24 protein-coding genes and 1 pseudogene are annotated in these 22,286 nt (G+C 68.4%); 13 read left to right on the top strand and 12 right to left on the bottom strand.

Translation table 11 applies throughout. From position 1 onward, the window contains the following. Positions 1–9 precede the first annotated feature (9 nt). Both BOX37_RS10335 and BOX37_RS10330 read right to left on the bottom strand, forming a co-directional pair. Positions 10–381, bottom strand: a complete 372-nt coding sequence (locus tag BOX37_RS10335; RefSeq protein ID WP_206045798.1) for a TetR/AcrR family transcriptional regulator — start codon at positions 379–381, stop codon at positions 10–12. 216 nt (positions 382–597) lie between these two features. Further along, positions 598–1,800, bottom strand: coding sequence for an MFS transporter (locus BOX37_RS10330; protein WP_071927453.1), 1,203 nt, complete (start codon positions 1,798–1,800; stop codon positions 598–600). Between the two features lie 396 nt (positions 1,801–2,196). Between BOX37_RS10330 and BOX37_RS35215 the strand changes: the two are divergent. From BOX37_RS35215 to BOX37_RS10310, 4 genes and pseudogenes are all read left to right on the top strand, one after another. Then, a pseudogene (locus tag BOX37_RS35215) lies at positions 2,197–2,391 on the top strand (multicopper oxidase domain-containing protein); the annotation flags it as partial. Positions 2,392–2,464: 73 nt separating this feature from the next. Next, positions 2,465–3,199 carry an ABC transporter ATP-binding protein gene (locus BOX37_RS10320; protein WP_071927452.1) on the top strand — a complete coding sequence of 245 codons (735 nt, stop codon included), beginning with the start codon at positions 2,465–2,467 and terminating at the stop codon, positions 3,197–3,199. Then, positions 3,196–3,960: an ABC transporter permease gene (locus BOX37_RS10315; RefSeq protein WP_071927451.1), complete on the top strand. Its 765-nt coding sequence runs from the start codon at positions 3,196–3,198 to the stop codon at positions 3,958–3,960. The genes BOX37_RS10320 and BOX37_RS10315 overlap by 4 nt, the downstream gene beginning before the upstream one ends. 42 nt (positions 3,961–4,002) lie before the next feature. Continuing rightward, positions 4,003–4,635 carry a TetR/AcrR family transcriptional regulator gene (locus tag BOX37_RS10310; RefSeq protein ID WP_071927450.1) on the top strand — a complete coding sequence of 211 codons (633 nt, stop codon included), beginning with the start codon at positions 4,003–4,005 and terminating at the stop codon, positions 4,633–4,635. Here BOX37_RS10310 and BOX37_RS10305 read toward each other — a convergent pair whose 3' ends face one another. The 3 genes from BOX37_RS10305 to BOX37_RS33865 are packed head-to-tail and all read right to left on the bottom strand — an operon-like array spanning position 4,636 to position 5,559. Beyond that, complete coding sequence (locus BOX37_RS10305) at positions 4,636–4,860, bottom strand: Trm112 family protein (RefSeq protein WP_071931363.1); 225 nt, start codon at positions 4,858–4,860, stop codon at positions 4,636–4,638. Positions 4,861–4,870: 10 nt separating this feature from the next. Beyond that, entirely contained in the window at positions 4,871–5,341 is a 471-nt protein-coding gene (locus BOX37_RS10300) for a GtrA family protein (protein ID WP_071927449.1), read from the bottom strand. Beyond that, a complete protein-coding gene (locus tag BOX37_RS33865; RefSeq protein WP_156910356.1) occupies positions 5,338–5,559 on the bottom strand; it encodes a hypothetical protein in 222 nt (73 codons plus the stop codon). The genes BOX37_RS10300 and BOX37_RS33865 overlap by 4 nt, the downstream gene beginning before the upstream one ends. 218 nt (positions 5,560–5,777) lie before the next feature. Here BOX37_RS33865 and BOX37_RS10295 point away from each other — a divergent pair, with 218 nt between their 5' ends. After that, a complete protein-coding gene (locus BOX37_RS10295; RefSeq protein ID WP_084760765.1) occupies positions 5,778–6,803 on the top strand; it encodes a glycosyltransferase in 1,026 nt (341 codons plus the stop codon). After that, positions 6,800–7,936, top strand: a complete 1,137-nt coding sequence (gene rffA / locus BOX37_RS10290; RefSeq protein WP_071927448.1) for a dTDP-4-amino-4,6-dideoxygalactose transaminase — start codon at positions 6,800–6,802, stop codon at positions 7,934–7,936. The genes BOX37_RS10295 and rffA overlap by 4 nt, the downstream gene beginning before the upstream one ends. Positions 7,937–8,003: 67 nt before the next feature. Here rffA and BOX37_RS10285 read toward each other — a convergent pair whose 3' ends face one another. Next, the gene (locus BOX37_RS10285) at positions 8,004–11,021 is read right to left on the bottom strand and encodes an AMP-binding protein (RefSeq protein ID WP_071927447.1); all 3,018 of its coding nucleotides are present in this window, start codon (positions 11,019–11,021) and stop codon (positions 8,004–8,006) included. Between the two features lie 118 nt (positions 11,022–11,139). Here BOX37_RS10285 and idi point away from each other — a divergent pair, with 118 nt between their 5' ends. Together idi and BOX37_RS10275 are read left to right on the top strand one after the other, a co-directional pair. Next, on the top strand, positions 11,140–11,700 hold the full coding sequence (idi, locus tag BOX37_RS10280) for an isopentenyl-diphosphate Delta-isomerase (RefSeq protein WP_071927446.1): 561 nt from the start codon (positions 11,140–11,142) through the stop codon (positions 11,698–11,700). Positions 11,701–11,897: 197 nt separating this feature from the next. Next, positions 11,898–12,251, top strand: a complete 354-nt coding sequence (locus tag BOX37_RS10275) for a hypothetical protein (protein WP_071927445.1) — start codon at positions 11,898–11,900, stop codon at positions 12,249–12,251. A 4-nt stretch (positions 12,252–12,255) separates the two neighbouring features. Here BOX37_RS10275 and BOX37_RS10270 read toward each other — a convergent pair whose 3' ends face one another. The 3 genes from BOX37_RS10270 to BOX37_RS10260 all read right to left on the bottom strand — a co-directional run bounded on the left by BOX37_RS10270 (position 12,256) and on the right by BOX37_RS10260 (position 15,281). Next, the gene (locus tag BOX37_RS10270; RefSeq protein ID WP_071927444.1) at positions 12,256–12,984 is read right to left on the bottom strand and encodes an aspartate/glutamate racemase family protein; all 729 of its coding nucleotides are present in this window, start codon (positions 12,982–12,984) and stop codon (positions 12,256–12,258) included. After that, entirely contained in the window at positions 12,984–14,474 is a 1,491-nt protein-coding gene (locus BOX37_RS10265) for an NCS1 family nucleobase:cation symporter-1 (RefSeq protein WP_071927443.1), read from the bottom strand. Before BOX37_RS10265 ends, BOX37_RS10270 begins: the two co-directional genes overlap by 1 nt. Before the next feature lie 84 nt (positions 14,475–14,558). Beyond that, positions 14,559–15,281, bottom strand: coding sequence for a GntR family transcriptional regulator (locus tag BOX37_RS10260; protein ID WP_071931362.1), 723 nt, complete (start codon positions 15,279–15,281; stop codon positions 14,559–14,561). A gap of 106 nt (positions 15,282–15,387) precedes the next feature. On the opposite strand from BOX37_RS10260, the gene BOX37_RS10255 reads away from it, so the two are divergent. Then, entirely contained in the window at positions 15,388–16,557 is a 1,170-nt protein-coding gene (locus BOX37_RS10255; RefSeq protein ID WP_084759526.1) for a serine hydrolase domain-containing protein, read from the top strand. Between the two features lie 145 nt (positions 16,558–16,702). Then, complete coding sequence (gene ilvA / locus BOX37_RS10250) at positions 16,703–17,932, top strand: threonine ammonia-lyase (RefSeq protein WP_071927441.1); 1,230 nt, start codon at positions 16,703–16,705, stop codon at positions 17,930–17,932. A gap of 26 nt (positions 17,933–17,958) precedes the next feature. Here ilvA and BOX37_RS10245 read toward each other — a convergent pair whose 3' ends face one another. From BOX37_RS10245 to BOX37_RS10235, 3 genes are all read right to left on the bottom strand, one after another. Next, positions 17,959–18,282, bottom strand: a complete 324-nt coding sequence (locus tag BOX37_RS10245; protein ID WP_071927440.1) for a DMT family transporter — start codon at positions 18,280–18,282, stop codon at positions 17,959–17,961. Positions 18,283–18,516: 234 nt separating this feature from the next. Next, entirely contained in the window at positions 18,517–19,935 is a 1,419-nt protein-coding gene (argH, locus tag BOX37_RS10240) for an argininosuccinate lyase (protein WP_071927439.1), read from the bottom strand. Between the two features lie 268 nt (positions 19,936–20,203). Beyond that, the gene (locus tag BOX37_RS10235; protein ID WP_071927438.1) at positions 20,204–21,400 is read right to left on the bottom strand and encodes an argininosuccinate synthase; all 1,197 of its coding nucleotides are present in this window, start codon (positions 21,398–21,400) and stop codon (positions 20,204–20,206) included. Positions 21,401–21,730: 330 nt separating this feature from the next. Here BOX37_RS10235 and BOX37_RS34630 point away from each other — a divergent pair, with 330 nt between their 5' ends. The 3 genes from BOX37_RS34630 to BOX37_RS33860 all read left to right on the top strand — a co-directional run bounded on the left by BOX37_RS34630 (position 21,731) and on the right by BOX37_RS33860 (position 22,281). After that, positions 21,731–21,871, top strand: coding sequence for a hypothetical protein (locus BOX37_RS34630; RefSeq protein WP_167659921.1), 141 nt, complete (start codon positions 21,731–21,733; stop codon positions 21,869–21,871). Between the two features lie 36 nt (positions 21,872–21,907). Continuing rightward, the gene (locus BOX37_RS35765; protein ID WP_276207247.1) at positions 21,908–22,042 is read left to right on the top strand and encodes a hypothetical protein; all 135 of its coding nucleotides are present in this window, start codon (positions 21,908–21,910) and stop codon (positions 22,040–22,042) included. Positions 22,043–22,125: 83 nt separating this feature from the next. Further along, on the top strand, positions 22,126–22,281 hold the full coding sequence (locus tag BOX37_RS33860) for a hypothetical protein (protein ID WP_156910355.1): 156 nt from the start codon (positions 22,126–22,128) through the stop codon (positions 22,279–22,281). The last annotated feature ends 5 nt before the right edge of the window (positions 22,282–22,286 follow it).

Here is a 22,286-nt window from a genome sequence, read left to right as displayed (position 1 = left end):
GGCGCATCCCTACTCCGGCAGCAGGACCCGCAGCATGTCGTTGAATTCGTCTGGCCCTGGTGGGTTTTCGGTGAGCATGGCTTGCAGGAGCAGGCCGTCGATTGCGCCGACGAAGACGCGGACGCGGACGGGGTCGGCGGTGTAGCGGCGGGCGAAGTCGGCGAGCGCGGCCAGCCAGCGGTCGGTGGCGGGGCGCAGGCCGGTGTCCCTGGCGGCGAGGAGGAACAGTTCGAACTCGGCGAGCAGCCGCCCGGGATCGCGGACGACCGAGGCGAGCAATTCGGCGAGATCACGGCGGCCGTCGTTGTCGGCGGCATCGACGACCTGGCGAATCGCCGCGGCGTCGGCGTCCATGGAGCTGGTGAGCGCGGCGGTGAGCAATTCGTGGATGCTGCTGAAGTGGTAGGCGGCCGAGGTGTAGGGCTGTCCGGCTTCCTTGGCGACGGCCCGGTGACTGACGCCCGCGACGCCGTCGCGGGCGACGACGTGCAGGGTGGCCTCGATGAGCTCTTGTTTGCGTTGCCTGCCCTTGCGGAGTCGTCCGTCGGTAGTTGCCTCGTCCAGCGGATTCCTCCTCGTTCGACCGAATCGGACCGACTATAGCGAGGGCGTGGCCTCGGAATCGGCGACCGCGTTGCCGAGCACCGGGAGGCCGATCGCGGCGATCGCCACGACGCACAGGCCCGCGCCGAGCGCGACGTAGCTGCCCGCGCCGGCGCCGATCAGGTCGACGACGAGTCCGGTGGCGGCCGCGCCCGCGGCGACACCGACGTTCAGGCCGGTGATCGCCCAGGTCATGCCCTCGGTCAATGCGCTTGCCGGGACGCATTTCTCGACCAGGGTCATGATCACGATCATCGTCGGCGCGAAGAACACACCGGCGAGGAACACGGCGATGGCCAGCCCCGCGATGGTGGAGACCAGCACCAGTGGCACCGTGGTGATCGCGGTACCGGTGACGCCGAGCAGCAGCAGTCGCGGCAGCGGAATCCGGAGTTCGAGCGTGCCGAACACGAGCCCGGCGACGGCGGAACCGAACGCGTAGACCGACACCACGAGGCCCGCGGCGGCGGGACTGCCCTGCCGCTCGGCGAACGCGACACTGACCACATCGATGGTGCCGACGATGGTGCCGCCTGCGACGAGTGCGAGCACCAGCACGATCATCGACGGCGACCCCACCCTGGCGTCACTGATATTCGCGGCGCGGACCGCGGGTTCGGTTCCCCGCTGCGCCGTGACCAGCACACCACCGATTACCAGCAGCACCGCCGCGACCAGCGGTCCGGCCTGCGGGAACAGAATCGTGCACAGGGCGACAGAGAGGGCGGGGCCGAAGACGAAGGTCATCTCGTCGACGACTGATTCGAACGAGAAGGCAGTGTGCAGCCGGGGCGAGCCGGCGAGGATCTCGGTCCAGCGGGACCGGATCAGCGCGGACATGCTCGGGATGCAGCCCGACGGTATCGCGAGGCCGAACAGCAGCCAGGCGGGTGCGCCGTATCCGGCGGCCAGCAGCAGAGCACCGAGTGCTGCGACGCTGATCCCGGTGGCGGGCAACAGAATACGGCTCTGGCCCCGGCGGTCGACCAACCGCGAGATCCGTGGTCCGAGCAGGGCCATGGAGAGGGTGAAACAGGCCGACACCGCGCCGGCGAGCAGGTAGTCGCCACGCAGCTGCGACAGCATGGCGATCAGGCCGATGCCGACCATCGGCATCGCCACCCGGGCGACGATACCGGCGGCGGTGAAGGCGACTGCGCCTGGGGCGGCGAACAACTCTCGATACGGGTTGGCCACGAAAAGACCCTTCCTCAGATGAGCGAACCGAACATAAACTTGAACGCCTGTTTCATTTGTTTATTCCGATGCGCCCCGGCCCTGGAGCCGGGCCTGCCGAGGGTGCGGATGGGGGTCGAATTGGGGCGCTTCCCGATGTGGGCCGGCGGCCGGAATCTCTACCGTCGGTACATGGCACACCCCGCTCGACTCCGCCACCTGCTACTCGGCACCGCAGCGCTCACCCTCCTTCGTGCTCGCGATCGGGGGCGGCACGGCCTGGCTCTGGGCCACGGCCGACGCGTCCCGGCGAACGCGCCGAGATCGTGGTCAGGATGCGTCCGGGTGAGCGCACGATCCTGCGCGGCGAGCGCCTCGACGCCGAACTGCCGACGACCCTGGTCACACCCTCGACTCCCCAAGGACACGATCTTCCTGGCGCCGGGCACCACCGCGACGCTGGCGATGCGCTTCGACGGACCGGCCGATCCGACGGCTCCGCACATGTATCAATGCCACCTGCTCTGGCACGAGGACCGGGGAATGATGGGCCAGTTCGTGGTTGTCGAGCCAGGTCAGCAAGCCGCGACACCACCGCGACACGCGCACTGACCTTGTCACGGCGGCGGCGCCGCGATAAATTCATCACGTAGTGAATTCAACACTCGATGAATTGAGGCGGCCCATGTCGCACACCGCTCCCGAACCACCCGCCGTCGAGGTCGCCGACCTGACCGTGCGCCGCGGGAAACGTCGCGTTCTGCACGATCTGACCCTGGCGATCCCGCGCGGCTCGATCACCGGACTGCTCGGCCCGTCGGGCTGCGGCAAGACCACGCTGATGCGCAGCATCGTCGGCACCCAGGTGGTGGAATCGGGCACGGTCACCGTGCTCGGCGACGTGGCGGGCAGTGCCGGGCTGCGCCACCGCGTCGGTTACGTCACCCAGGCACCGAGCATCTACGCCGACATCACCGTGCGCGACAACGTCGCCTATCACGCCGCGCTGTACGGCCGGGCTCGCGACGACATCGCATCCGCCATCGCCGCGGTGGGTTTGACCGACCACGCGGGTCAACTCGGCGATCAGCTCTCCGGCGGGCAGAAGACCAGGGCCTCGCTGGCCTGCGCGCTGGTCGGCCGGCCCGAGGTGCTCGTCCTCGACGAACCGACGGTCGGGCTCGATCCGGTGCTGCGGGTCGAGTTGTGGCGGCAATTCCACGAACTGGCCGCGGCGGGAACGACGCTGCTCGTATCCAGCCATGTGATGGACGAGGCCGAGCACTGCGACCGCCTGCTGCTGATGCGCGAGGGCGCCCTGTTGGCCCAGCTCAGCCCCGCCGAGCTGCGCGAGCGCACCGGCGAGCAGAACCTCGAGACCGCCTTCCTCAGCCTGATCACCGATGGAGAGCTCCGATGAGCGTCACCTTGCGCCCCTATACCGCCACCACGGGCCGTATCCTGCGCCAGCTGCGCAACGACCATCGCACCGTCGCCATGATCCTGGTGGTGCCCGCGGTGCTGATGGCGTTGCTGTACTTCATCTATCAGGACGCCCCGCCCGCACCGCACAGCCCGCTGACGATGTTCGACCGGGTCGGCATCACCATGCTGGGCATCCTGCCGTTCATCGTGATGTTCCTGATCACCGCCATCGCGATGCAGCGCGAACGCACCTCGGGCACCCTCGAGCGGTTGCTCACCACGCCGTTGAGCAAGCTCGATCTGCTCGCCGGGTACGGCAGCGCGTTCTCCCTCGCCGCCGCGGCCCAGGCGGCGGTGGCCTGTCTGGTCGCCTTCGGCCTGCTCGGGTTGACGGCCGCGGGCAACCCGGGCTGGGTGATGCTGATCGCCATGGTCGACGCGATGTGCGGGGTGGCGCTGGGCCTGTTGGCGAGCGCGTTCGCGCGCACCGAGTTCCAGGCGGTGCAGTTCATGCCGGTGATCGTGGCACCACAGATCTTCCTGTGCGGGCTGCTCGTGCCGCGCGACCAGCTGCCGAACTGGTTGGAGGCGATCAGCAATGTGCTGCCGCTGAGCTACGCGGTCGACGCGCTGCAGCAGGTCTCGGTGCACGCGCAGCCGACGGCCGCGATGTGGCGTGATCTCGCCGTCGTGGCCGGGTTCGCGGTCGTGGCGCTGTGCCTTGGCGCGGCCACCCTGAACCGGCGCACGCCATGATGGGATGAACCCACGCAGGTCGATCGAGGAGGAAACACCAGCATGAGCGGCGACGAATCCGGCCCTGGCACGGCGCGGTCGCGGCATACCGGGCGCAGGCCGGGCAACGCCGACACCAGGACGGCGATTCTGGACGCCGCACGGGCGCGCTTCGCCGGTGCTGGATTCGACAAGACCTCGATCCGCGCGGTGGCCGCCGATGCCGAGGTCGATCCCGCGCTCGTGCACCACTATTTCGGCACCAAGCAGCAGCTGTTCGCGGCGGCGGTCGAGTTCCCCGTCGACCCCGAACTCTTCCTGCGGGCGATCGACGCGGCGCCGCTGGACCAGCTCGGTGTGGCGCTGGTGCGCGGGGCGGTCACGGTGTGGGACTCACCGGCCGGGCCCGGCGTGGTGGCGACCGTGCGCCGCATGCTGGCGGGTGAGCCGAACCTGGTGCGCTCGTTCCTGCTCCAGGTGGTGCTGGAACGGGTGCGCACCCGGATCGCCACCGACGAGGACGACGGCCGCTGGCGGGTCTCGCTGGTGGCCACCCAGATGATGGGAATCCTCATCGCCCGCAAGGTCCTCGAGCTGGAGCCGCTCGCGTCGATGCCGCTGCCGGCGGTGGTCGCCGCGGTCGGGCCGACGGTGCAGCGCTATCTCACCGGCGACATCGACCAGTCCGTCGACTGATCAGGACTGGGCGGTGAGGAACTCGTGTTCGGCGTCGGTGACCTCGCGGGCCTCGTCGATCAGCAGCACGGGGATGCCGTTGTCCACCGGGTAGGCGCGGCGCAGGCGCGGGTTGTAGAGAATGCTCGCGCCGGATTCGGTGCGGACCAGCTGCAGCGGGCCCTTGTCCTGCGGGCAGGCCAGCAGGCTCAGCAGGGTTGCGTCCAGGGTGGATTCGTGCGCCATGGCGATCAACCTACCCCGCCGTCGCGACGGCACCGGTAGCCGGTCGCCTGCGGAAGGAGATGTAGCGGTGCCCGAAGAAGCTCAGCACCGCGACCACGCCCATCACCACCATCGACGCCGGGGCGGCGGGGAAGCCGAGCCCGGTCACGGCCAGTTCCACCAGCACCACATTGAGGACGAGCCCGCCCGCGTTCACCCCGCAGAAGGCGAGGAAATCGCGCAGTACCCGCCCGCGCACGCGGAACACCAGCGTGCGGTGCCCGACGAAGGCCACCACCATGCTCACCGCGTAGGCCGCGACCACCGCCAGACCGGGTCGGCCGTCGCCGAGGATCGCCAGCCACAACAGGGTGAGCGCCATTCCGAGCGCGGTGTTGAATCCGCCGACGATCGCGAAGGCCAGTTCCTGGCGTTTCACGATCCGCAGCAGGGGGCCCGGTGTCTCCAGCACACCGTCACGAGGCGCCGCGCTCGCCGTCATCGCGCGCCCAGCACAGCGGGACCCTCGGCGAACAGCAACCAACGGGTGAACGGGATCGACACCCCGGATCGTGCCGCACCGCGCAGGCGCGAGCCGTAGGCCAGGCAGATCCGGGAGACACCGAGGCCGAGGCCGACCCCGGAGGCCGGAGGCGCTGCCGCAGTGCTCGAGGCCCCTCTATCCCACGCCCGACGGGCCGGAGTTGTGGTTTCCACCATGAGCACCACACCCTACCGGTAGCGGCGTCGGCGGCGACACCGTCGAGCATCGCCGGTCACTTAGCAGATCTGGGGGCGTCGCAGTGTTAAAGTCTCGCAACACTGCTGGCGCTAGTGACACACACCGAAAGCCGACGATGCCGATTCCTTCAGCGCGTGCGTCCCGTCCGAGCGTTGTGCTGCACGCGGGGGCGCCCGAACGCCACCGCGCGCGACTGGTGCATTCGGTCTCGGTGGTCGTTCCGGTGTACCGGGGCGAGGAGACGATCGCCGCGCTGGTCGCCGAGCTCGATCGGCTGACCGGCCCGAGCACTTCGACCGCGGGCTCCCGGTTCGCGGTCGAGGAGATCATCCTCGTCCACGACAACGGGCCGGACCGCTCCGATGTGGTGCTCCAGGAACTCGCGAACACCTACCCGCAGGTGCGCGCGGTCTGGTTGAGCCGCAACTACGGTCAGGACGCGGCGACGATCGCGGGCATGGCCGCCGCGCGCGGCGACTGGATCGTCACGATGGACGAGGACGGCCAGCACGATCCGGGCTTCATCGCCGACTTCCTCGACGCCGCGCTGGCCTCGCGCGCGGACCTGGTCTATTCCAAGCCCGCCAACACCCGACCGCACGGTCTGCTCCGTAACCTCACCTCGCGCGGCGCGAAAGTGGTGCTGGCCACGGTGTTCGCGTTCCCCGATTCGACGCGGTTCGAGAGTTTCCGGTTGATTCGGGGGGATATCGGACGTCAGCTCGCCGAGGTCGCCGCCAACGGCGTGTACCTGGATGTGGCGCTCACCTGGGTGGTCGGCAGTACGGTCGCGGTGCCGGTGACGCTGCGCGCGGAGGGCCGCGAGGAGTCCGGCTACAACTATCGCCGTCTGTTCTCGCTGTTCTGGAAGATGGTGCTGTGCAGCGGCACCCGGGGTCTGCGCCTGGTGAGCATGCTCGGGATCACCCTCGCGCTGGCCGGGGTGATCATGGCGGCGGTGGTCATCGCGTCGGCGCTGACGCACGACAATGCCAATCCGGAGGGCTGGGCGTCGATCATCGTCGTCCTGCTGCTGTGCTCGGGCGCGACGCTGTTCTCGCTCGGACTGATCGCGGAGTATCTCGGGGTGGCGCTACACGTCCTGGTCGGCAAACCGCTGTACCTGACCGTCGACACGCCGACCCCGCGGCCGGACGTCACGGCGGCACTGGCCGCGCAGCACCGCGTCGACGTCGGCGCCGAGATGAGCCACCGGCCGTGACCGACCGGATCATCTTCAGCCGGCCGTTCCGTGCCACGGCCGAACGCGACAATCTGCTCACCGTCCTCGATTCCGATCACAGTCACGGTGACGGCCAGTTCACCAGGTCGGCGACCGCCAGGATCAAGGCCATCACCGGCGCCGACCACGCGCTCCTGACCACCTCGTGCACGCACGCGCTGGAACTCGGCGCGCTGCTGCTCGAACTCGGTCCCGACGACGAGGTGATCGTCCCGAGTTTCGCGTTCACCTCCGCGGCGACGGCGATGGCGCTGCGCGGGGCGACGTGCGTGTTCGTCGACATCGACGACACCACCGGCAACATCGACCCGGCCGCCGCCGCGGCGGCGGTCACCGCACGCACCAAGGCGATCGTGGTCATGCACTACGGCGGTGTCGCCGCCGACATGGGATCCCTGCTGAACCTGGCGGCCACGTACGGCCTGGCGATCATCGAGGACAACGCACACGGCCTCGGCGGTACCTGGCGCGGGCGCAAGCTCGGCACGATCGGCACCCTGGGCACCCAGAGCTTCCACGACACCAAGAATGTGCACTGCGGCGAGGGCGGAGCGCTGCTGCTCGCCGACGAGATCTTGATGCACCGCGCGGAGATCATGCGGGAGAAGGGCACCGACCGCGCCCACTTCCTGCGCGGCCAGGTCGACAAGTACTCCTGGCAGGACATCGGCTCGAGCTATCTGCCCAGCGAACTCAACACGGCCGTGCTCGACGCGCAGCTGGCCGAGTTCGACACCATCCAGGCCAACCGGCATCGCGTGTGGAACACCTACGCGAGCGCGCTGTCGGCGTGGGCGGCCCGCAACGATGTGCGGCCGATGACGATCCCCGCCGACAGCGGGCACACCGCGCACCTGTTCTACCTGCGCATGCCCACCGAGGACCGTCGCGACGGCCTCATCGAGCATCTGGCCGGACGCGGGATCGTCGCGCCGTTCCACTACATTCCGCTGGATTCGAGCCCGGCCGGGCTCAAGTACGGCCGCACCCCTGTGCCGTGCACGCGCTCCGCGAACTTCTCGGCCACTATCGTGCGGTTGCCGCTGTGGCCGATGCTGAGCGCGGTCCAGCTGACACGAATCGTCGACGCGGTCACCGAATATCGCGTGTAGCGGCATCGCCGATCAGCGCACACACTGACCAGCCGCGGCGAACCCCGGCGGCGGCTGATCAGTGTGTTCAGTTCCCGCCGAACAGCTCCGCGGCCACGACGTCGGTGAGCACCTCATAGGTGTCGGTCTCCCGGTTGTAGAGCCAGGTGTTGGGACCGGCCTTCGGGAAACCCGCGGCCTGCACCGCGGTGGCCGAGGGCCGGAAGCTCGAGCTGCGCGGGATCACGTCGACGACGGAGACCAGGTCCGGTCGCTGGTCGGGTTCGAGTGCCCGCATGGCCTCGGTGACGTCACCCGGTTCGAGCCGCGAACCCGCGCGCACACTCAGCGCGGCGGCGGCGAGCGTGCCCGACGGGGTCTTCAGCGCGAACGCGACCTCCACGTCGACGGGGGTGATGTCGTTGAGGACGTCCACGATCGGCTGGGTGAACACCGGGCCGCGCGCGGTCAGGATCACCGTGTCGCGGCGGTCGACGAGCCAGTAGTCGCCGTCGCTGTCGCGGCGGAACAGGTTCTCCGTCGGCCACCAGGCATCACCGGCTTGGAACACCCCGCGCAGGCCGCCGTCGGAGATGTCGGCGATGTCGACGGCCTTGCCGAGCAGCAGACCGGGTTCGTTGTCGGCGCAGCGCCGCGCGAAACCGTCGTCACCGACCAGGATCTGCTCGCTGACCGGGTCGTAGGCGACCAGTTCGACGCGGGCTGTGCCGGGAACCGGCCTGCCCTTCGCGCCGATCTTGGCACCGGTCACATTCGCCAGCACCACGTCGCCGTCGATCGAGGCGTAGAACTCGAGAACCCTGGCCGGGGTGAACTGCTCGACGGTGCGCCGCCACAACCCGGCGGGCATACCCGAACCGATGAACAGCCGGATCGGATGGTTGTGCCCGGCCGGGAAGACCTCGGCATCGAGCAGATCGCGCAGCATGGTCCAGGTGTAGGTGACCACGGTGACGCCGTAGCGGTGCACCTCTTCGGCGAAGCGGCCCGGCTCCATGTCCATCGACCGCGCCAGCGCGATCCGGCTGCCACCGGCCACCGCACCACCGAGGCTCACCAGCAGTCCCGACGAATGATGCAGCGGCGCAAGGCAGTACACCGTGTCCCGCCGATCGAGGTCGGCCGCGCTGGCGGTGCCGAACGCCGAGAGCGCCCACCGGTGGTTGGTGATGTACTTGGCCTCGAGCCGGTCGCCGGTGCCGATGACGAGGATGAACGCGAGCTCGCGGGCGAGACCGGGGTTGGACCGGTACCACGCGGGCACCCGCACCTTCGCCGGGTCGACCTGCTCGAGGTCGATCACCCGCTCGCCGGTCTGTACCGGCAGGGCGCGACTGTCCCCACCACCGAGCACCAGCGCCCGGCAGCCCGTCGCCGCGGCCACGCGCAGGTTCTCCGGGTCGGTGATCAACGTCTGCACGCCGGTGAGCTGAATGGCCCGTTCCAGCTCGGCGCCGGGAGCGAGCAGCACCGCGACCGCACCGAGGCGCGAGAGCGCGGCGACCGCGGCCAGGGCACTGGGCCGGGTCTCCATGACGACGCCGACGCGGGTGGCGGGCCGGATACCGACCGAGATGAGTCCGCGCACGACATTGTCGATGCGCACCTCCACCGCGGCGTGAGTGTGCACGCGGTCATCGAACAGGAACAAGTCCTTGTTCGGTGCGCGCCGGGCGTGTTCGCTGAGCAGCTTGCCCAGCGAAATCCGGGTGTGCGACTGGATCATGCCGAGCCGGGTCAGGCGCGGCAGTGCGCGCGCCGCCTCACCCGCCATCTCGAATGATCCGCGAATCGTGTTGCCGGCGATGCCTTCCAGTGCCTTGCCGACGCCGGCGCCCGCCTCGGCCAGTGAGGCCGCGGTGTGCATCATTCGGGTGGCCGCGGTGCGCGGCGCGTTGCCCTCGACGTGTTCCTGCATGGGCACGATCTGCTCGGGCAGCGAGCCGTTGCCGTCCATCCAGGCGACCCAGTCGCGCACCATCGGCCAGGTGTGGTTGGTGGCAGTCGAACCGGCGACGAGCCCGAAATGCCCTGCCACCAGACTGGCTTCGTACACCTCGGCGTGGGGCGCGGCCCGCACGATGCCGCGCACAGCCGCGGGCTGACCGATGTCGTCGACCTCGCCGACGAACGCCAGAATCGGGCACTTGAGCTCGGCGAGTGAGACCGGATGATCGCGAATCACGAACCCGCCCAGCATCATCCGGTTGTGCGCCACGAACTGCTTGAGCAGATCGGCCACGGCCGGGCCCGAATAGCCCACCCAGCCATCGCTATTGAGGAAGCGACGCTGACGTTCCTTGGGCAGCAACGCTTCCCGGTCGTGCAGCTGGAGCAAGAAGTCGATCCGTGACTTCGCGGTCTTCACCGGATCGAGCATCTGGAAACCGATGCGCACCATCGACTCGGTGATCGGCAGCCGGTGCATCACATGGTCGGCCAGGAAGTCGGCGACCTCGGAGACCACGCCGTAGGGCAACCCGAACGGCATGCCCGCGACGATGTCGACCGGGCTGCCGAAGGTGACGATGGAGGCGACACCCTTGCCGTAGCGGTAGGCGGTGCTCTGGTAGGCGAACATGCCGCCCTGCGAGTAGCCCATCAGGTGCACCTGCGCGCCGGTGGCCTCGCAGACGGTGTCGATGGCGGAGTTGACCGCGAGCACGTGGTCGGCCAGGTCGCGTTCCCAGCCGCCCTCCTCGGTCGCGGGCGAACCGAAATCGATGACCCAGCAGTCGATTCCGCTGGCGTGCAGGATTCCGACCGCGCCGCCGGCGGCGTTCACATCCCAGATGTCGGCGTTGACCATCAACGGCGGCACGAGCAGTGCCACCGGCCGGCCGGCCGAGGAGTCGTCGGGGAAATAGTGACGCAACCGGTACATGCGTCGGCGCTCGACGACCTCGAAGGGTGAGGACTCGACATCGTGCGCCAGCCCGCCGAAGCGAACCACTTCCAGTCCGTTCTGCGCCGTGGCCAGCAGCCGCTGCACCGAACTGACCACACCTTTTGGACTGATATCCACCGTTCCCACCTGGCCTACCCTACTGAAAGTGACACACCTCACACACCCCGATGTGCTCATATGAGCTAACCACACCGGACCTCCATTATGTGTCGGCTGTGACACGCCGCATGTTCCGGCGATTCGGCTCACACCACCGGCGCGTCGAGGCGGGAACCGGCGCCGATAGGGTGGCCGGGTGACCGAACCGCTGGCCGACCCGTCGACCGATCGTGAAGCCCTGCTCGTCGAGCTCGTCGACGAGTCGGGCCGTGCGACCGGGGCCTGCTCGGTAGCCGAGGCCCACCGAGCGCCCGGCATCCTGCATCGAGCCTTCTCGGTGCTGCTGTTCGACCTCCGCGGCCACGTCCTGATCCAGCAGCGCGCCGCAGCGAAGACGCGATTTCCGTTGCAGTGGGCCAACACCTGTTGCGGCCATCCGCTGCCGGGGCAGCCGGTGACCGAGGCGGCCGCGATCCGGCTGCGCGAGGAGTTCGGCCTGGCCGCCGAACTCACCGAGGTCGGCGCATTCCGCTATCGCGCCGGTGACGCCTCGACCGGCCGGGTCGAACACGAGTACGACCATGTCCTGATCGGCACCCTCGGCGAGCACCCGCCGCAGCCCGATCCTGCCGAGATCGCCCATTGGACTCTGCTCTCCCCCGCGAACCTGCGCGCCGATCTGACCGAGAGCCCCGGCAAGTACACGCCGTGGCTCGCCCAGGTCCTCGATCTCGCCGAACAGGCCACCCCGAGCTGACCTCTTCGCCTCCACGCCATTTTTTCCACCTCCGACGTCCTGACCAGTCAACAGCCCACAATAAGTTTGATGCGCATATCTACATGTTCCAATGCATCCTGTTTCCTTGGCCAACTCACAGGCTCGCCACAGTCGCCGAACAGGCCACGCGAGGAATCTGGACATCGAACGTTCCACTGACGGCGAGTGAGGTAGCGATGGTCGAGGTCGAGATCGATGACGACACGGTGACGGTCCACGTACTCGGTGGGCATCGACTGCTCGCGCTGCGCCAGCAAGTCGTGATCGACCGCGCCGCCATCACCGAGATCGCCACCGCCGAGGTGGACCTGCGCCCGCCGTGGGTGCGCGCGCCGGGCACGTTCATCCCCGGTGTGATCGCCGCCGGGGTGTATCGCGGTAAAGGACGGAAAGAGTTCTGGGACACCACCTTCGGCGGCAGTGCGGTGCGGATCGACCTGGACGGCCCAGATTTCACCCGCCTGGTCGTCGATGTCGACGACCTCGACGCCGTGCTGGGCGCGTTGACCGCCGATTCGGTCGGCGCGTGAGCCCTCAGGACCTGAGCGGCCCCGGCAGGCCGAGGTAGGTCTTCGGCGGCGGTGTCGCGAACTCCCCTGTCCCCGATTTGCGCAGGCCGAGGGTGAGCAGGGACTGCACGGTCAGCGTGGCCGCCGCGACACCGTCGATCACCGGCACCCCGATCTCGTCACGGATGTCCGCGCACAGGTCCGCCATCCCGGCGCAGCCAAGGACCACCGCATCGGACCCGTCAGCCTGGACCGCCTCGCGACAGGCCTCGGTCACGATCTTGCGGGCCCGCGGGTCGGTGTGCAGGTCGAGGACCTGCAGTTCGCACGCGTGGATACCGCGGCAGAAGCGTCGCATCCCATAGCGCTGCGCCAGATCGGCCGCGCGACCGATGGTCCGGCCGAGCGTCGTGACGACGCTGAACCCGCGCCCGAGATGACTCGCGGTGTGCATCGCCGCCTCGGCGATGCCGATCACCGGACCCGCTGCCAGCTCACGCGCCGCGTCCAGCCCTGGATCGCCGAAGCAGGCGATGACGTAGCCGTCCACGCCCTCGGCCTCACCGCGCCCGATGGCCGCGAGCAGGCCGGGCACGCTCATCGCCTCGTCGTAGTGACTTTCGATCGAGGCCGGTCCAGTCTCGGCGGTGACCGCGTCGAGCAGTGTGCCCGGACCGACCACGGCCCGCGCACACTGTTCGATCGTCTCGGTCATCGCCCGGGTGGTGTTCGGGTTGACGACCCGGATGCGCATCAGGCGGTGACCTCCGCGTTCCCAGCGGCGGCCCTGCGGTCCGCGGTCAGCAGGTAGTAGACGACGAAGCCGACGCCACAGCCGATGAACCAGCTGTACTGGGCGGTGGTGCGCATGCCGGGCAGGCTGTTGGCCAGCACCGGGAACACCGCGATCGCCGCGGCGACGGCGGTCGCGATGATCGCGGTCACGTGGTAGCCCCTGGTGTAGTAGTAGGTGCCGGTCTTCGACATCGTGAACAGGTCGTCGACCTCGACCTTCTGCTTGCGCACCAGGTAGTAGTCGCAGATCAGCACACCGAACAGCGGTCCGATGAACGCGCCGAGCACTTCGAGGGTGTAGTGGATGACCTCGGGATTGTTGTAGAGGTTCCACGGGGTGATGAGCACCGAGCCGACCGCGGCGATCATGCCACCGGCGCGCCAGCTGATTCGCTGTGGGCTCACGTTCGAGAAATCGAACGCGGGCGAGACGAAATTGGCGACGATGTTGATGCCGATGGTGGCGATGGTGAAGGTGAGCGCGCCGAGCACGATGGCGAACGTCGAATCGATCCGGGCGACGGTCTCGACCGGATCGGTGATGAGTTCGCCGTACACCGGCAGCGTCAGCGATGCGGTGACGACGACCAGCACCGAGAACACCAGGAAGTTCAGCGGCAGTCCGAGGAAATTGCCTTTCTTCACGGCCGCGAAACTCTTGCCGTAGCGGGAGAAATCACCGAAATTGAGCATCGGTCCCGAGAAATACGACACGACCAGCGCGATCGCGCCCATCATCACCGGAACCGAGGACCAGCCGGTGTACTCCACCGCACCCAGGCTCAGGTCGATCGCCCCCCAGCCCGCTTTCGCGATCAGATAACCGCACAGCAGGAACATGACGACATAGACGGCGGGGCCGCAGAAATCGATGAATTTGCGGATGGATTCCATGCCGCGCCAGAACACACACGCCTGCAGCACCCACAGCAGCAGGAAACTGGCCCAGCCGAGCAGCGACAATCCGGCGAAGCCGTAGTCGGCGGTGACGGCATACGGTGCCAGTCCGGGGAACAGCTTGATGAGCACGATGTCGAGGGCCGCCGAGGCCAGGAAGGTCTGGATGCCGTACCAGGCCACCGCGATCAGACCGCGGATGATGGCGGGCACATTGGCGCCCAGGACTCCGAACGCGCTACGACAGATCACCGGATAGGGCACCCCGGTCACCTGACTCGGCTTGGCCACCAGATTGCAGAAGAAATAGACGATGGTGATGCCGACCAGCAGTGCGACGAGCACCTGCCAGCTGGCCAGCCCCAAGGCGAAAAGGCTGCCCGCGGTGACATATCCACCCACACTGTGGACGTCCGACATCCAGAAGGCGAAGAAATTGTAGGACGTCCATGACTGCTTGCGCAGTGGGGCCAGGTCCTCGTTCGTCAGGCGCGGATCATAGAGCGGGTCACCGGCGGGAGCATCCGCAGACGGTGTGAGGGTATCGGTCATTGTGCATCCCATCCGAGGGGGTGAATCAGCTGCACCGACCGTAGATATCCGCTATTGCCCGACCGTTTCTCGACGATTTCCCAGCTATTGCACGACCGATATATTCTCCGGCGCGAGCAGCCCGGTATCGGTCGGCAAGGTGGCGACCACGGATTCCAGTCTGCGGTGATGTTCCTCGGCCACCAGCAGCAGGCGTTCGACATCACGGTCGAGAAAGGCCGCCAGCATCAGCACGTGATCGGTGTGCAGGTGTTCGCGATGGCGCCGGTCGATGTGCACCATCGACCGCACCGGTTCGGTGACGTTCCAGGCCGACTCGAGCATCTGCAGCAGCCGGAACATCCGCGACGGGCGGGTCAGCGCGACGTGGAAGTGGCGTGACTGGCGCTGGTAGGTCTCCGGATCGTCGTCGAGGATCGCGCGTTCGAGCAATTCGTTGATCGCGAGCAGTTCTGCGCGGTCCGCGTCGTCGGCGTTGGCGACCGCCGCGGCGAGCGACGCCGATTCCAAGGTGTCGCGCACGATGTACATCTCGCGCAGTTCGGCGGCGGTGAGCTGGGCGACCGCATAGCCGTGCTGCGGGCGGTGGGTGACGAGGCCCTCCCCGATCAGCGTCTTGAGCGCCTCGCGTACGGGGATGTGGCTGACCCCGAACAGCTCGGCGACCTCACGCAGTGGGATCACGGTGCACGGGGGAACGGCGCCGTCGAGGATCACCCGGCGCAATTCGCCGAGGATCACCTGGGGACGGCCTGGCTCGTCGACCACGAGCCTCGCGAGGAGCGCCGAACGTCGTCTCGGGGGCATGCGCACATGCTATGGACGCCGTATTGCGGGCGTACTGCCCGATGTGACGGTCAGGAAACGATCACCGTACCGACCGGTCCCTTGTGCGCGATGGCATGCTGCAACGATGGGAGTTTCGACAACGCAGTCGGTGGATCGCCGTTTCGTTCGCTTGGTCGCCGTCTTCGACAGCCTGTTCCGCAAGCCCTCGCACGGCGGTGGCGCACTGAGTGTGTACTTGCACGGCGAACCCGTGGTCGACGTGTGGGCGGGCTACGCGCGCCCCGGCGTGCCGTGGACCGCGGAGACCGTCGCCCTGGGCTTCTCCACCGGAAAAGGCGTGGCGTCCACCGTGATCCACCAACTCGTCGAGCGCGGGGAACTCGACTACGACACGGCCGTGGCCGAGTACTGGCCGGAGTTCGCCGCGGCGGGCAAGGCGCACATCACGGTGGGCGACGTGCTCACCCACCGCGCCGGTCTGCATCGGTTGCGCGGTCTGCTGCCCGGTCCGGCCGAGAGTTTCCTCGACGACGCGGCGGTGACCGAGGCGCTGGCCGCGGCGTCGCCCGACCCTCGGCACCGCACGACCAGCGGCTATCACGGGATCAGCTATGGGCACCTGGCCGCCGAGTTGGTGCGGCGGGTGAGCGGTCGCGAGTTCGTCGATGTCGTGCGCACCGAACTCGCCGAGCCGCTCGACGCCGAGGAACTCTGGTTCCGGGTGCCGCCCGAGCATCGTCACCGCATCGCGACCACCTTTCCGCGCCTGCGAGCCGCGGGCATGGACTGGGACAGGGGCTCGGATCTGCTGACCCGCACCCGATTCGCGGCCGCGGCCGAGACCACACCGCGCGGCTTCGCCGAACTCATCGTCGACCCGCGCGTGCACGATTCGGTGATGCCGGGTGTGAACGGGGTGTTCTCCGCGCGCGCGTTGGGCCGGCTCTACGCGGCCCTGGCCAACAAGGGCGAACTCGAGGGCACCCGTGTTCTCGACCCCGACTCGATTCGGCGCGCCGCCACCCGTCAGGTCTTCACCCCCGATTACGTTCTCGCCTTCCGCATTCCGTGGGCTCTGGGCTTCCACGGCGTCCCCATGAAGCCCTCCAAGGCCGACCCGATCTCGGCCTTCGGGCATTTCGGCCTCGGCGGCTCGGGTGCCTTCGCCGATCCGGAGACCGGTCTGTCACTCGCCTTCGTCACCAACCGCCTCGGCGGCAAGCTCACGCCCCTCGGTGATGCCCGCCTCACCCGCCTCGGCACGATCGCGCACAACATCGCCAAGAACGCCTAGTCGACTGGGCATGTGATCACCAGGATCTGGTGTGAGCATTCGCCGAGAAGCGGGCGCCACCAGGGCCTGATGATCACCCGTCCAGAACGCTTTCGGGGTGGGTCGCGTCGCTGTCGGGGCCGTTTCGGGGTGGGCATGCGGCACGATGTGGCGTATGGAGACGGTCGGGATCGAGCGGATCGAGGCGGCTGAGCGGCTGTTGGCGCCGGTGATCCGGCGGACGCCGACCGTGGGGTCGCGGGTGTTGTCGGAGCGGGTCGGCACGCAGGTGCTGCTCAAGTGTGAGAATCTGCAGCGGACCGGGTCGTTCAAGCCGCGGGGTGCCTACAACCGGATCGCCCATCTGCCTGTCGACGAACGGGCGCGCGGGGTGGTCGCGGCGTCCGCGGGCAATCACGCGCAGGGTGTCGCGTGGTCGGCCGCCGAACTGGGGATCACCTCGACGGTGTTCATGCCGATCGGCGCGTCGCTGCCGAAGTTGACGGCGACGCGCGCGTACGGGGCCGAGGTGCATCAGGTCGGCGATACGATCGACGAATCCTTGGTCGCCGCACAGGAATTCGCTCAGCGCACCGGGGCGACCCTGATCCATCCGTTCGATCATCCCGATATCGTCGCCGGTCAGGCGACGGTCGCGCTGGAGATCCTGGAGCAGGTGCCCGATGTCGGCACGGTCGTGGTGCCGACCGGTGGGGGCGGTCTGCTCGCCGGGGTGGCGGTGGCGCTGCATGCCCTGGCGCCGCGGGTGCGGGTGATCGGGGTGCAGGCGGCCGAGGCGGCGGCGTGGCCGGATTCGCTCGCGGCGGGCACCCCGATTCGGGCCGCGCGGATGGCGACGATGGCCGATGGCATCGCGGTCGGGCTGCCCGGCGCGGTGCCGTTCGCGCACGTGGCCGAGTTGGTGACCGAGATCGTCACTGTCGATGAGGACGCGCTGTCGAAGGCCCTGCTCCTGTGTCTGGAACGCGCCAAGCTCATCGTCGAGCCCGCGGGCGCGGCCGGCGTCGCCGCGCTGCTCACCACCGCCCTGCGCGACCGCGAGCTCCCCGGCCCGATCGTGGCCATCCTGTCCGGCGGAAATATCGATCCACTGCTGCTCACCCGCGTGATCGGCCACGGGCTCAGCGCGGCAGGCCGCTACTTGGCGATGCGGGTCACCATCGCCGACCGCCCCGGCGCCCTGTCGGCACTGCTCGGCGTACTCGGCCGCGCGGGTGCCAGCGTGGTCGACATCGTCCACTCCCGCACCGGCATGTGGCTGGCCGTCGACGAGGTCGAGGTCTCCCTCACCGCCGAAACCCGCGGCCCCACCCACCGCGACGAGGTCCTCGACGCGCTCCGTGACGCCGGCTTCCGCGTCCGCGCGGAACTCTGACCAACCGTCCAGCACCGTGGCCGATCTCAGTGTGCGCCGCCGAGTTCCAGGGCGAGGACGCCCAGGATCACCAGGCCGATTCCGCCGACCTGGATGAGGGTGAGCCGCTCCCCCAGGAACAAGACGCCGATGGTCGCGATCGCCGCCACGCCGACGGCGGACCAGATGCCGTAGGCGACGCCGATCGCCATTCCGCGCTTCAAGGCCTGGGACAAGAAGAAGAACGCCGCGCCGTAACCGAGGACTACGACGATCGAGGGCACCAGCTTGGTGAAGCCTTCCGACAGCTTCAGCGAGACGGTCGCCGTCACCTCGGTGGCGATGGCCAGTGCCAGGAAGAGCAGGGTCATCCGCGCAGACTATCCGGGCCACGAACTCGCCGCCGCACGCGGCACAACCGGCCATCGGACCAGCGGCGCAACACCTTCGGCGGCGAGGCCACCGCCCACGACCGCGATGAGCTCGCCGACCTCAGGAGCCGGGACCAACGAGGCGGTGCGCGGTGGTCCTGCCGTACGCGATCCGCCGGGTTCCGGCCTACCGGGGCCCGTGCCGAACAGAGTCGGCCCAGTCGGCGCGCGGAGTCAGTTCAGCCAGGTGCGGGCGTCGGTGGCGGCGGTGCGGACCTCGTTCAGTTGTTCGGCGACGCGGACACCGGCGGTGCCGCCGCGGGCGTCGCGGGAGGCGATGGAGCCCTCGACGGTGAGGACTTCGCGGACACCAGCCGTCAGGGCCGGGTCGATGGCGGCGAATTCCTCGTCGGTCAGGTCGGCCAGGCCGACGCCGCGGGACTCGGCGGCGCGGACGCAGGCACCGGCGGCTTCGTGGGCGACGCGGAACGGAACGCCTTGGCGGACCATCCATTCGGCGATGTCGGTGGCGAGAGTGAAACCGGCGGGGGCGAGTTCGGCCATCCGGTCGGTGTGGAAGGTGAGGGTGGCGACCAGGCCCGCGATGGCGGGGAGCAGCAGTTCGAGCTGGGCGACCGAGTCGAACAGGGGTTCCTTGTCCTCCTGCAGATCCCGGTTGTAGGCCAGCGGCTGCGCCTTGAGCGTGGCCAGCAGGCCGGTCAGGTTACCGATGAGGCGACCGGCCTTGCCACGGGTGAGTTCGGAGACGTCGGGGTTCTTCTTCTGCGGCATGATCGACGAGCCGGTCGACCAAGCGTCGGCCAGGGTGAGGTAGCCGAATTCCGGTGTGCTCCAGAGGATGATCTCCTCGGCCATCCGGCTCAGGTCGACACCGATCATGGCCAGCACGAAGGCGGCCTCGGCGGCGAAGTCCCGCGACGAGGTCGCGTCGATCGAATTGGCCGCGGACGCGGTGAAGTCCAGCTCGGCGGCGATCTGCTCGGGATCGAGACCCAGCGAGGAACCGGCCAGCGCGCCGGAACCGTACGGCGAGATGGCGGCGCGCTTGTCGAAGTCGCGCAGGCGTTCCAGGTCACGCAGCAGCGGCTGCGCGTGCGCGAGCAGGTGGTGCGCGAGCAGCACCGGCTGGGCGGCCTGCAGATGAGTCTTGCCCGGCATCACGGCGTCCGGGTGCGCGGCGGCCTGGGCCACGAGCGCGTCGACCACATCGAGCACACCCGCCGCGACGCGACGCACACCGTCACGCAGCCACATCCGGAACAGTGTGGCCACCTGGTCGTTGCGCGAACGTCCCGCCCGCAGCCGTCCACCGAGCTCGGTACCGACCCGCTCGATCAGGCCGCGCTCGAGCGCACCGTGCACGTCCTCGTCGGACTCGGCGGGACCGAAAGCGCCCGAGGCGACATCCGCGGCGAGGGCATCGAGGCCGGCCAGCATGGCGGTGAGATCTTCGGCGGACAGCAGGTCGGCCTTGTGCAGCACACGGGCATGCGCCTTGGAGGCGCGGATGTCGTAGGGAGCCAGCGCCCAGTCGAAGTGGGTCGACTTGCTCAGCGCCGCCATCGCCTCGGCGGGCCCGGACGCGAATCGCCCGCCCCAGAGGGCACCTTCGTTGGTTCCACTGCGGGTCATCGTGTGCCCTCTCCTGAGTTTCGTACGCAATGGCGGTCACGGCGCAGACGAACCGAGCCTAGGTCGCCGCCTGATCGAGCCTAGGTCGCCGCCTGATCTAGCAAGAACATGGGTAACTCACCGGGGACGCCCGCAACAGCACCACCGCAGTGGGCGAGCCCGGTGAACGACTCAGTGATCTCCCCACGACCGGCAGAAGTCGCGGGGAGGCGGGTCAGCAGAAGTCGCGGGGAGGCGGGTCAGCAGAAGTCGCGGGGAGGCGGGTCGGTCAGCTGAGGTCGCGGCGGGCGGCGACCTTGGAGGACAGGCCGTGGATCTGGACGAAGCCCTTGGCCAGGGACTGGTCGAAGGTGTCTCCCTCGTCGTAGGTGGCCAGGTTGAAGTCGTAGAGCGACTGCTCGGAGCGGCGGCCGTTGACGACGGCCGAACCGCCGTGCAGCACCATCCGGATGTCGCCGGTGACCTTCTGCTGGGTGTCCTGCACGAAGGCGTCCAGGGCGCGCTTGAGCGGGGAGTACCACAGGCCGTCGTAGGCCAGCTCGGCCCAGCGCTGCTCGACCTGACGCTTGTAGCGGCCCAGCTCGCGCTCGACGGTGACGTTCTCCAGCGCCTGGTGCGCGGTGATCAGCGCGATGGCGCCGGGCGCCTCGTAGATCTCGCGGCTCTTGATGCCGACGAGCCGGTCCTCGACCATGTCGAGGCGGCCGACACCCTGGCGACCGGCGCGGGTGTTCATCTCCTCGATGGCCTGCAGCACGGTGACGGGCTTGCCGTCGATGGCGACCGGCACACCCTTGTCGAAGGTGACGATGACCTCGTCGGGCGCCTCGAAGTTCACCGTCGGGTCGGCGGTGTAGTCGTAGACGTCCTTGGTCGGCGCGTTCCACAGGTCCTCGAGGAACCCGGTCTCGACCGCGCGGCCCCACACGTTCTGGTCGATGGAGAACGGCGACTTCTTGGTGACGTTGATCGGCAGGTTGTTCTGCTCGGCGAAGGCGATGGCCTTCTCGCGGGTCCAGGCGTAGTCGCGGACCGGCGCGATGACCTCGAGATCGGGCGCGAGCGCGCCGATGCCGACCTCGAAGCGGACCTGGTCGTTGCCCTTGCCGGTGCACCCGTGCGAGACGGTGGTGGCGTTGTGGAACTTGGCGGCCTCGACCAGGTGCTTGACGATCAGCGGGCGGCTGATGGCCGACACGAGCGGGTACTGGCCCATGTACATGGCGTTGGCCTGGATGGTGGGCAGGCAGTACTCGTCGGCGAACTCGTCGCGCGCGTCGACCACGATGGCCTCCACGGCGCCGCAGTCCAGCGCGCGCTGTCGGATCGCGCTCATGTCCTCGCCGCCCTGGCCGAGGTCGATGGCCACGGCCACCACCTCGGAACCGGTCTCCTTCGCGATCCAGCTGATGGCGACGGAGGTGTCAAGCCCACCGGAGTAGGCGAGTACGACGCGATCGGACATGTCTGTTGTGCTCCTCGAAGTGTGTCTACGTCATCTGCACGGGCTGCTCTGAGCAGTATGGATGCTCCGGCCGCCGGTTCGGCTCGCGCCGCTGCTGCAAATGATTATGCACGATGATGCAATCTCATTCATAGCGGGGGTGGTCCGGCCTGTTCAGTTGCTCCAGCGACCCCAGCCACCAGCTGTGACCGGCCGAATGGCGCACTGGCCGCACCGGCGTGCGAAATCGCCATCCACCTGCGAAAACAAGAAGGAACACCTTGGCGGCGCACGGCATGTGTGAGACGCTGGTCACAGCATCTACCCACCGGTCGGGGTGAAGGAGCCACCATGCAGCAACTCCGTGATTTCGCCCAGGACAACTATGACCTGATCGGCACCGTCGTCGTCGGATTGGGAAATCTCAGTCTCGGCATCGCCAAGCTGGCCATCGACCTCGGGACGCCTATCCTGCAGAACTTCTTCGCCTGACCGTCGGGTCCGCTTCAGCACAGGGAGAACCACCTCATGATCGATTCGGTCCTGCAGTTCCTGTCCGATCACTACGAGTCCGGCGCCACCCTCGGCCTGCACATCGGCCAGGTCCTGTTCGAGCACGGCGCGCCGCTGACGCTCGCCATCCTGAATTTCCTCGCCTCTTGAGCCACCGAGGCCCACCGCGTGGGCCGCGCGTGTGGCACCCTGGGAGAGCACTATTCGGCTCGCCACACGTGAGGACGAACAAGATGCTCCAGCAGATCGCGCAGGAATTCTCCCTCCTCGGCAACAGCGTCCTCGATGTCGGGCGCGCCCTCGTCGCACTGGTCCAGAACATCATCGATGTCGCGACTCCCGACTACCCCGGTGGTGGTGGCGGCGGGGGCCAGTACCCGTTCAACTGAGCCGA

Origin of the sequence: Nocardia mangyaensis (genome assembly GCF_001886715.1) — a bacterium.
GTDB classification, from domain to species: Bacteria; Actinomycetota; Actinomycetes; order Mycobacteriales; family Mycobacteriaceae; genus Nocardia; species Nocardia mangyaensis.
Note: the sequence above shows the minus strand (reverse complement) of the source record. Positions and strands in the feature narration are given on the sequence as shown.

Excerpts from the sequence above, each read along its gene's own strand:
- BOX37_RS10320 (WP_071927452.1), top strand. The coding sequence starts at position 2,465 with ATGTCGCACACCGCTCCCGAACCACCCGCCGTCGAGGTCGCCGACCTG.
- BOX37_RS10315 (WP_071927451.1), top strand. The coding sequence starts at position 3,196 with ATGAGCGTCACCTTGCGCCCCTATACCGCCACCACGGGCCGTATCCTG.
- BOX37_RS10310 (WP_071927450.1), top strand. The coding sequence starts at position 4,003 with ATGAGCGGCGACGAATCCGGCCCTGGCACGGCGCGGTCGCGGCATACC.
- BOX37_RS10305 (WP_071931363.1), bottom strand. The coding sequence starts at position 4,860 with ATGGCGCACGAATCCACCCTGGACGCAACCCTGCTGAGCCTGCTGGCC.
- BOX37_RS10300 (WP_071927449.1), bottom strand. The coding sequence starts at position 5,341 with ATGACGGCGAGCGCGGCGCCTCGTGACGGTGTGCTGGAGACACCGGGC.
- BOX37_RS33865 (WP_156910356.1), bottom strand. The coding sequence starts at position 5,559 with ATGGTGGAAACCACAACTCCGGCCCGTCGGGCGTGGGATAGAGGGGCC.
- BOX37_RS10285 (WP_071927447.1), bottom strand. The coding sequence starts at position 11,021 with ATGAGCACATCGGGGTGTGTGAGGTGTGTCACTTTCAGTAGGGTAGGC.
- BOX37_RS10275 (WP_071927445.1), top strand. The coding sequence starts at position 11,898 with ATGGTCGAGGTCGAGATCGATGACGACACGGTGACGGTCCACGTACTC.
- BOX37_RS10270 (WP_071927444.1), bottom strand. The coding sequence starts at position 12,984 with ATGCGCATCCGGGTCGTCAACCCGAACACCACCCGGGCGATGACCGAG.
- BOX37_RS10265 (WP_071927443.1), bottom strand. The coding sequence starts at position 14,474 with ATGACCGATACCCTCACACCGTCTGCGGATGCTCCCGCCGGTGACCCG.
- BOX37_RS10260 (WP_071931362.1), bottom strand. The coding sequence starts at position 15,281 with ATGCCCCCGAGACGACGTTCGGCGCTCCTCGCGAGGCTCGTGGTCGAC.
- BOX37_RS10255 (WP_084759526.1), top strand. The coding sequence starts at position 15,388 with ATGGGAGTTTCGACAACGCAGTCGGTGGATCGCCGTTTCGTTCGCTTG.
- ilvA (WP_071927441.1), top strand. The coding sequence starts at position 16,703 with ATGTGGCGTATGGAGACGGTCGGGATCGAGCGGATCGAGGCGGCTGAG.
- BOX37_RS10245 (WP_071927440.1), bottom strand. The coding sequence starts at position 18,282 with ATGACCCTGCTCTTCCTGGCACTGGCCATCGCCACCGAGGTGACGGCG.
- argH (WP_071927439.1), bottom strand. The coding sequence starts at position 19,935 with ATGACCCGCAGTGGAACCAACGAAGGTGCCCTCTGGGGCGGGCGATTC.
- BOX37_RS10235 (WP_071927438.1), bottom strand. The coding sequence starts at position 21,400 with ATGTCCGATCGCGTCGTACTCGCCTACTCCGGTGGGCTTGACACCTCC.
- BOX37_RS34630 (WP_167659921.1), top strand. The coding sequence starts at position 21,731 with ATGCAGCAACTCCGTGATTTCGCCCAGGACAACTATGACCTGATCGGC.
- BOX37_RS35765 (WP_276207247.1), top strand. The coding sequence starts at position 21,908 with ATGATCGATTCGGTCCTGCAGTTCCTGTCCGATCACTACGAGTCCGGC.
- BOX37_RS33860 (WP_156910355.1), top strand. The coding sequence starts at position 22,126 with ATGCTCCAGCAGATCGCGCAGGAATTCTCCCTCCTCGGCAACAGCGTC.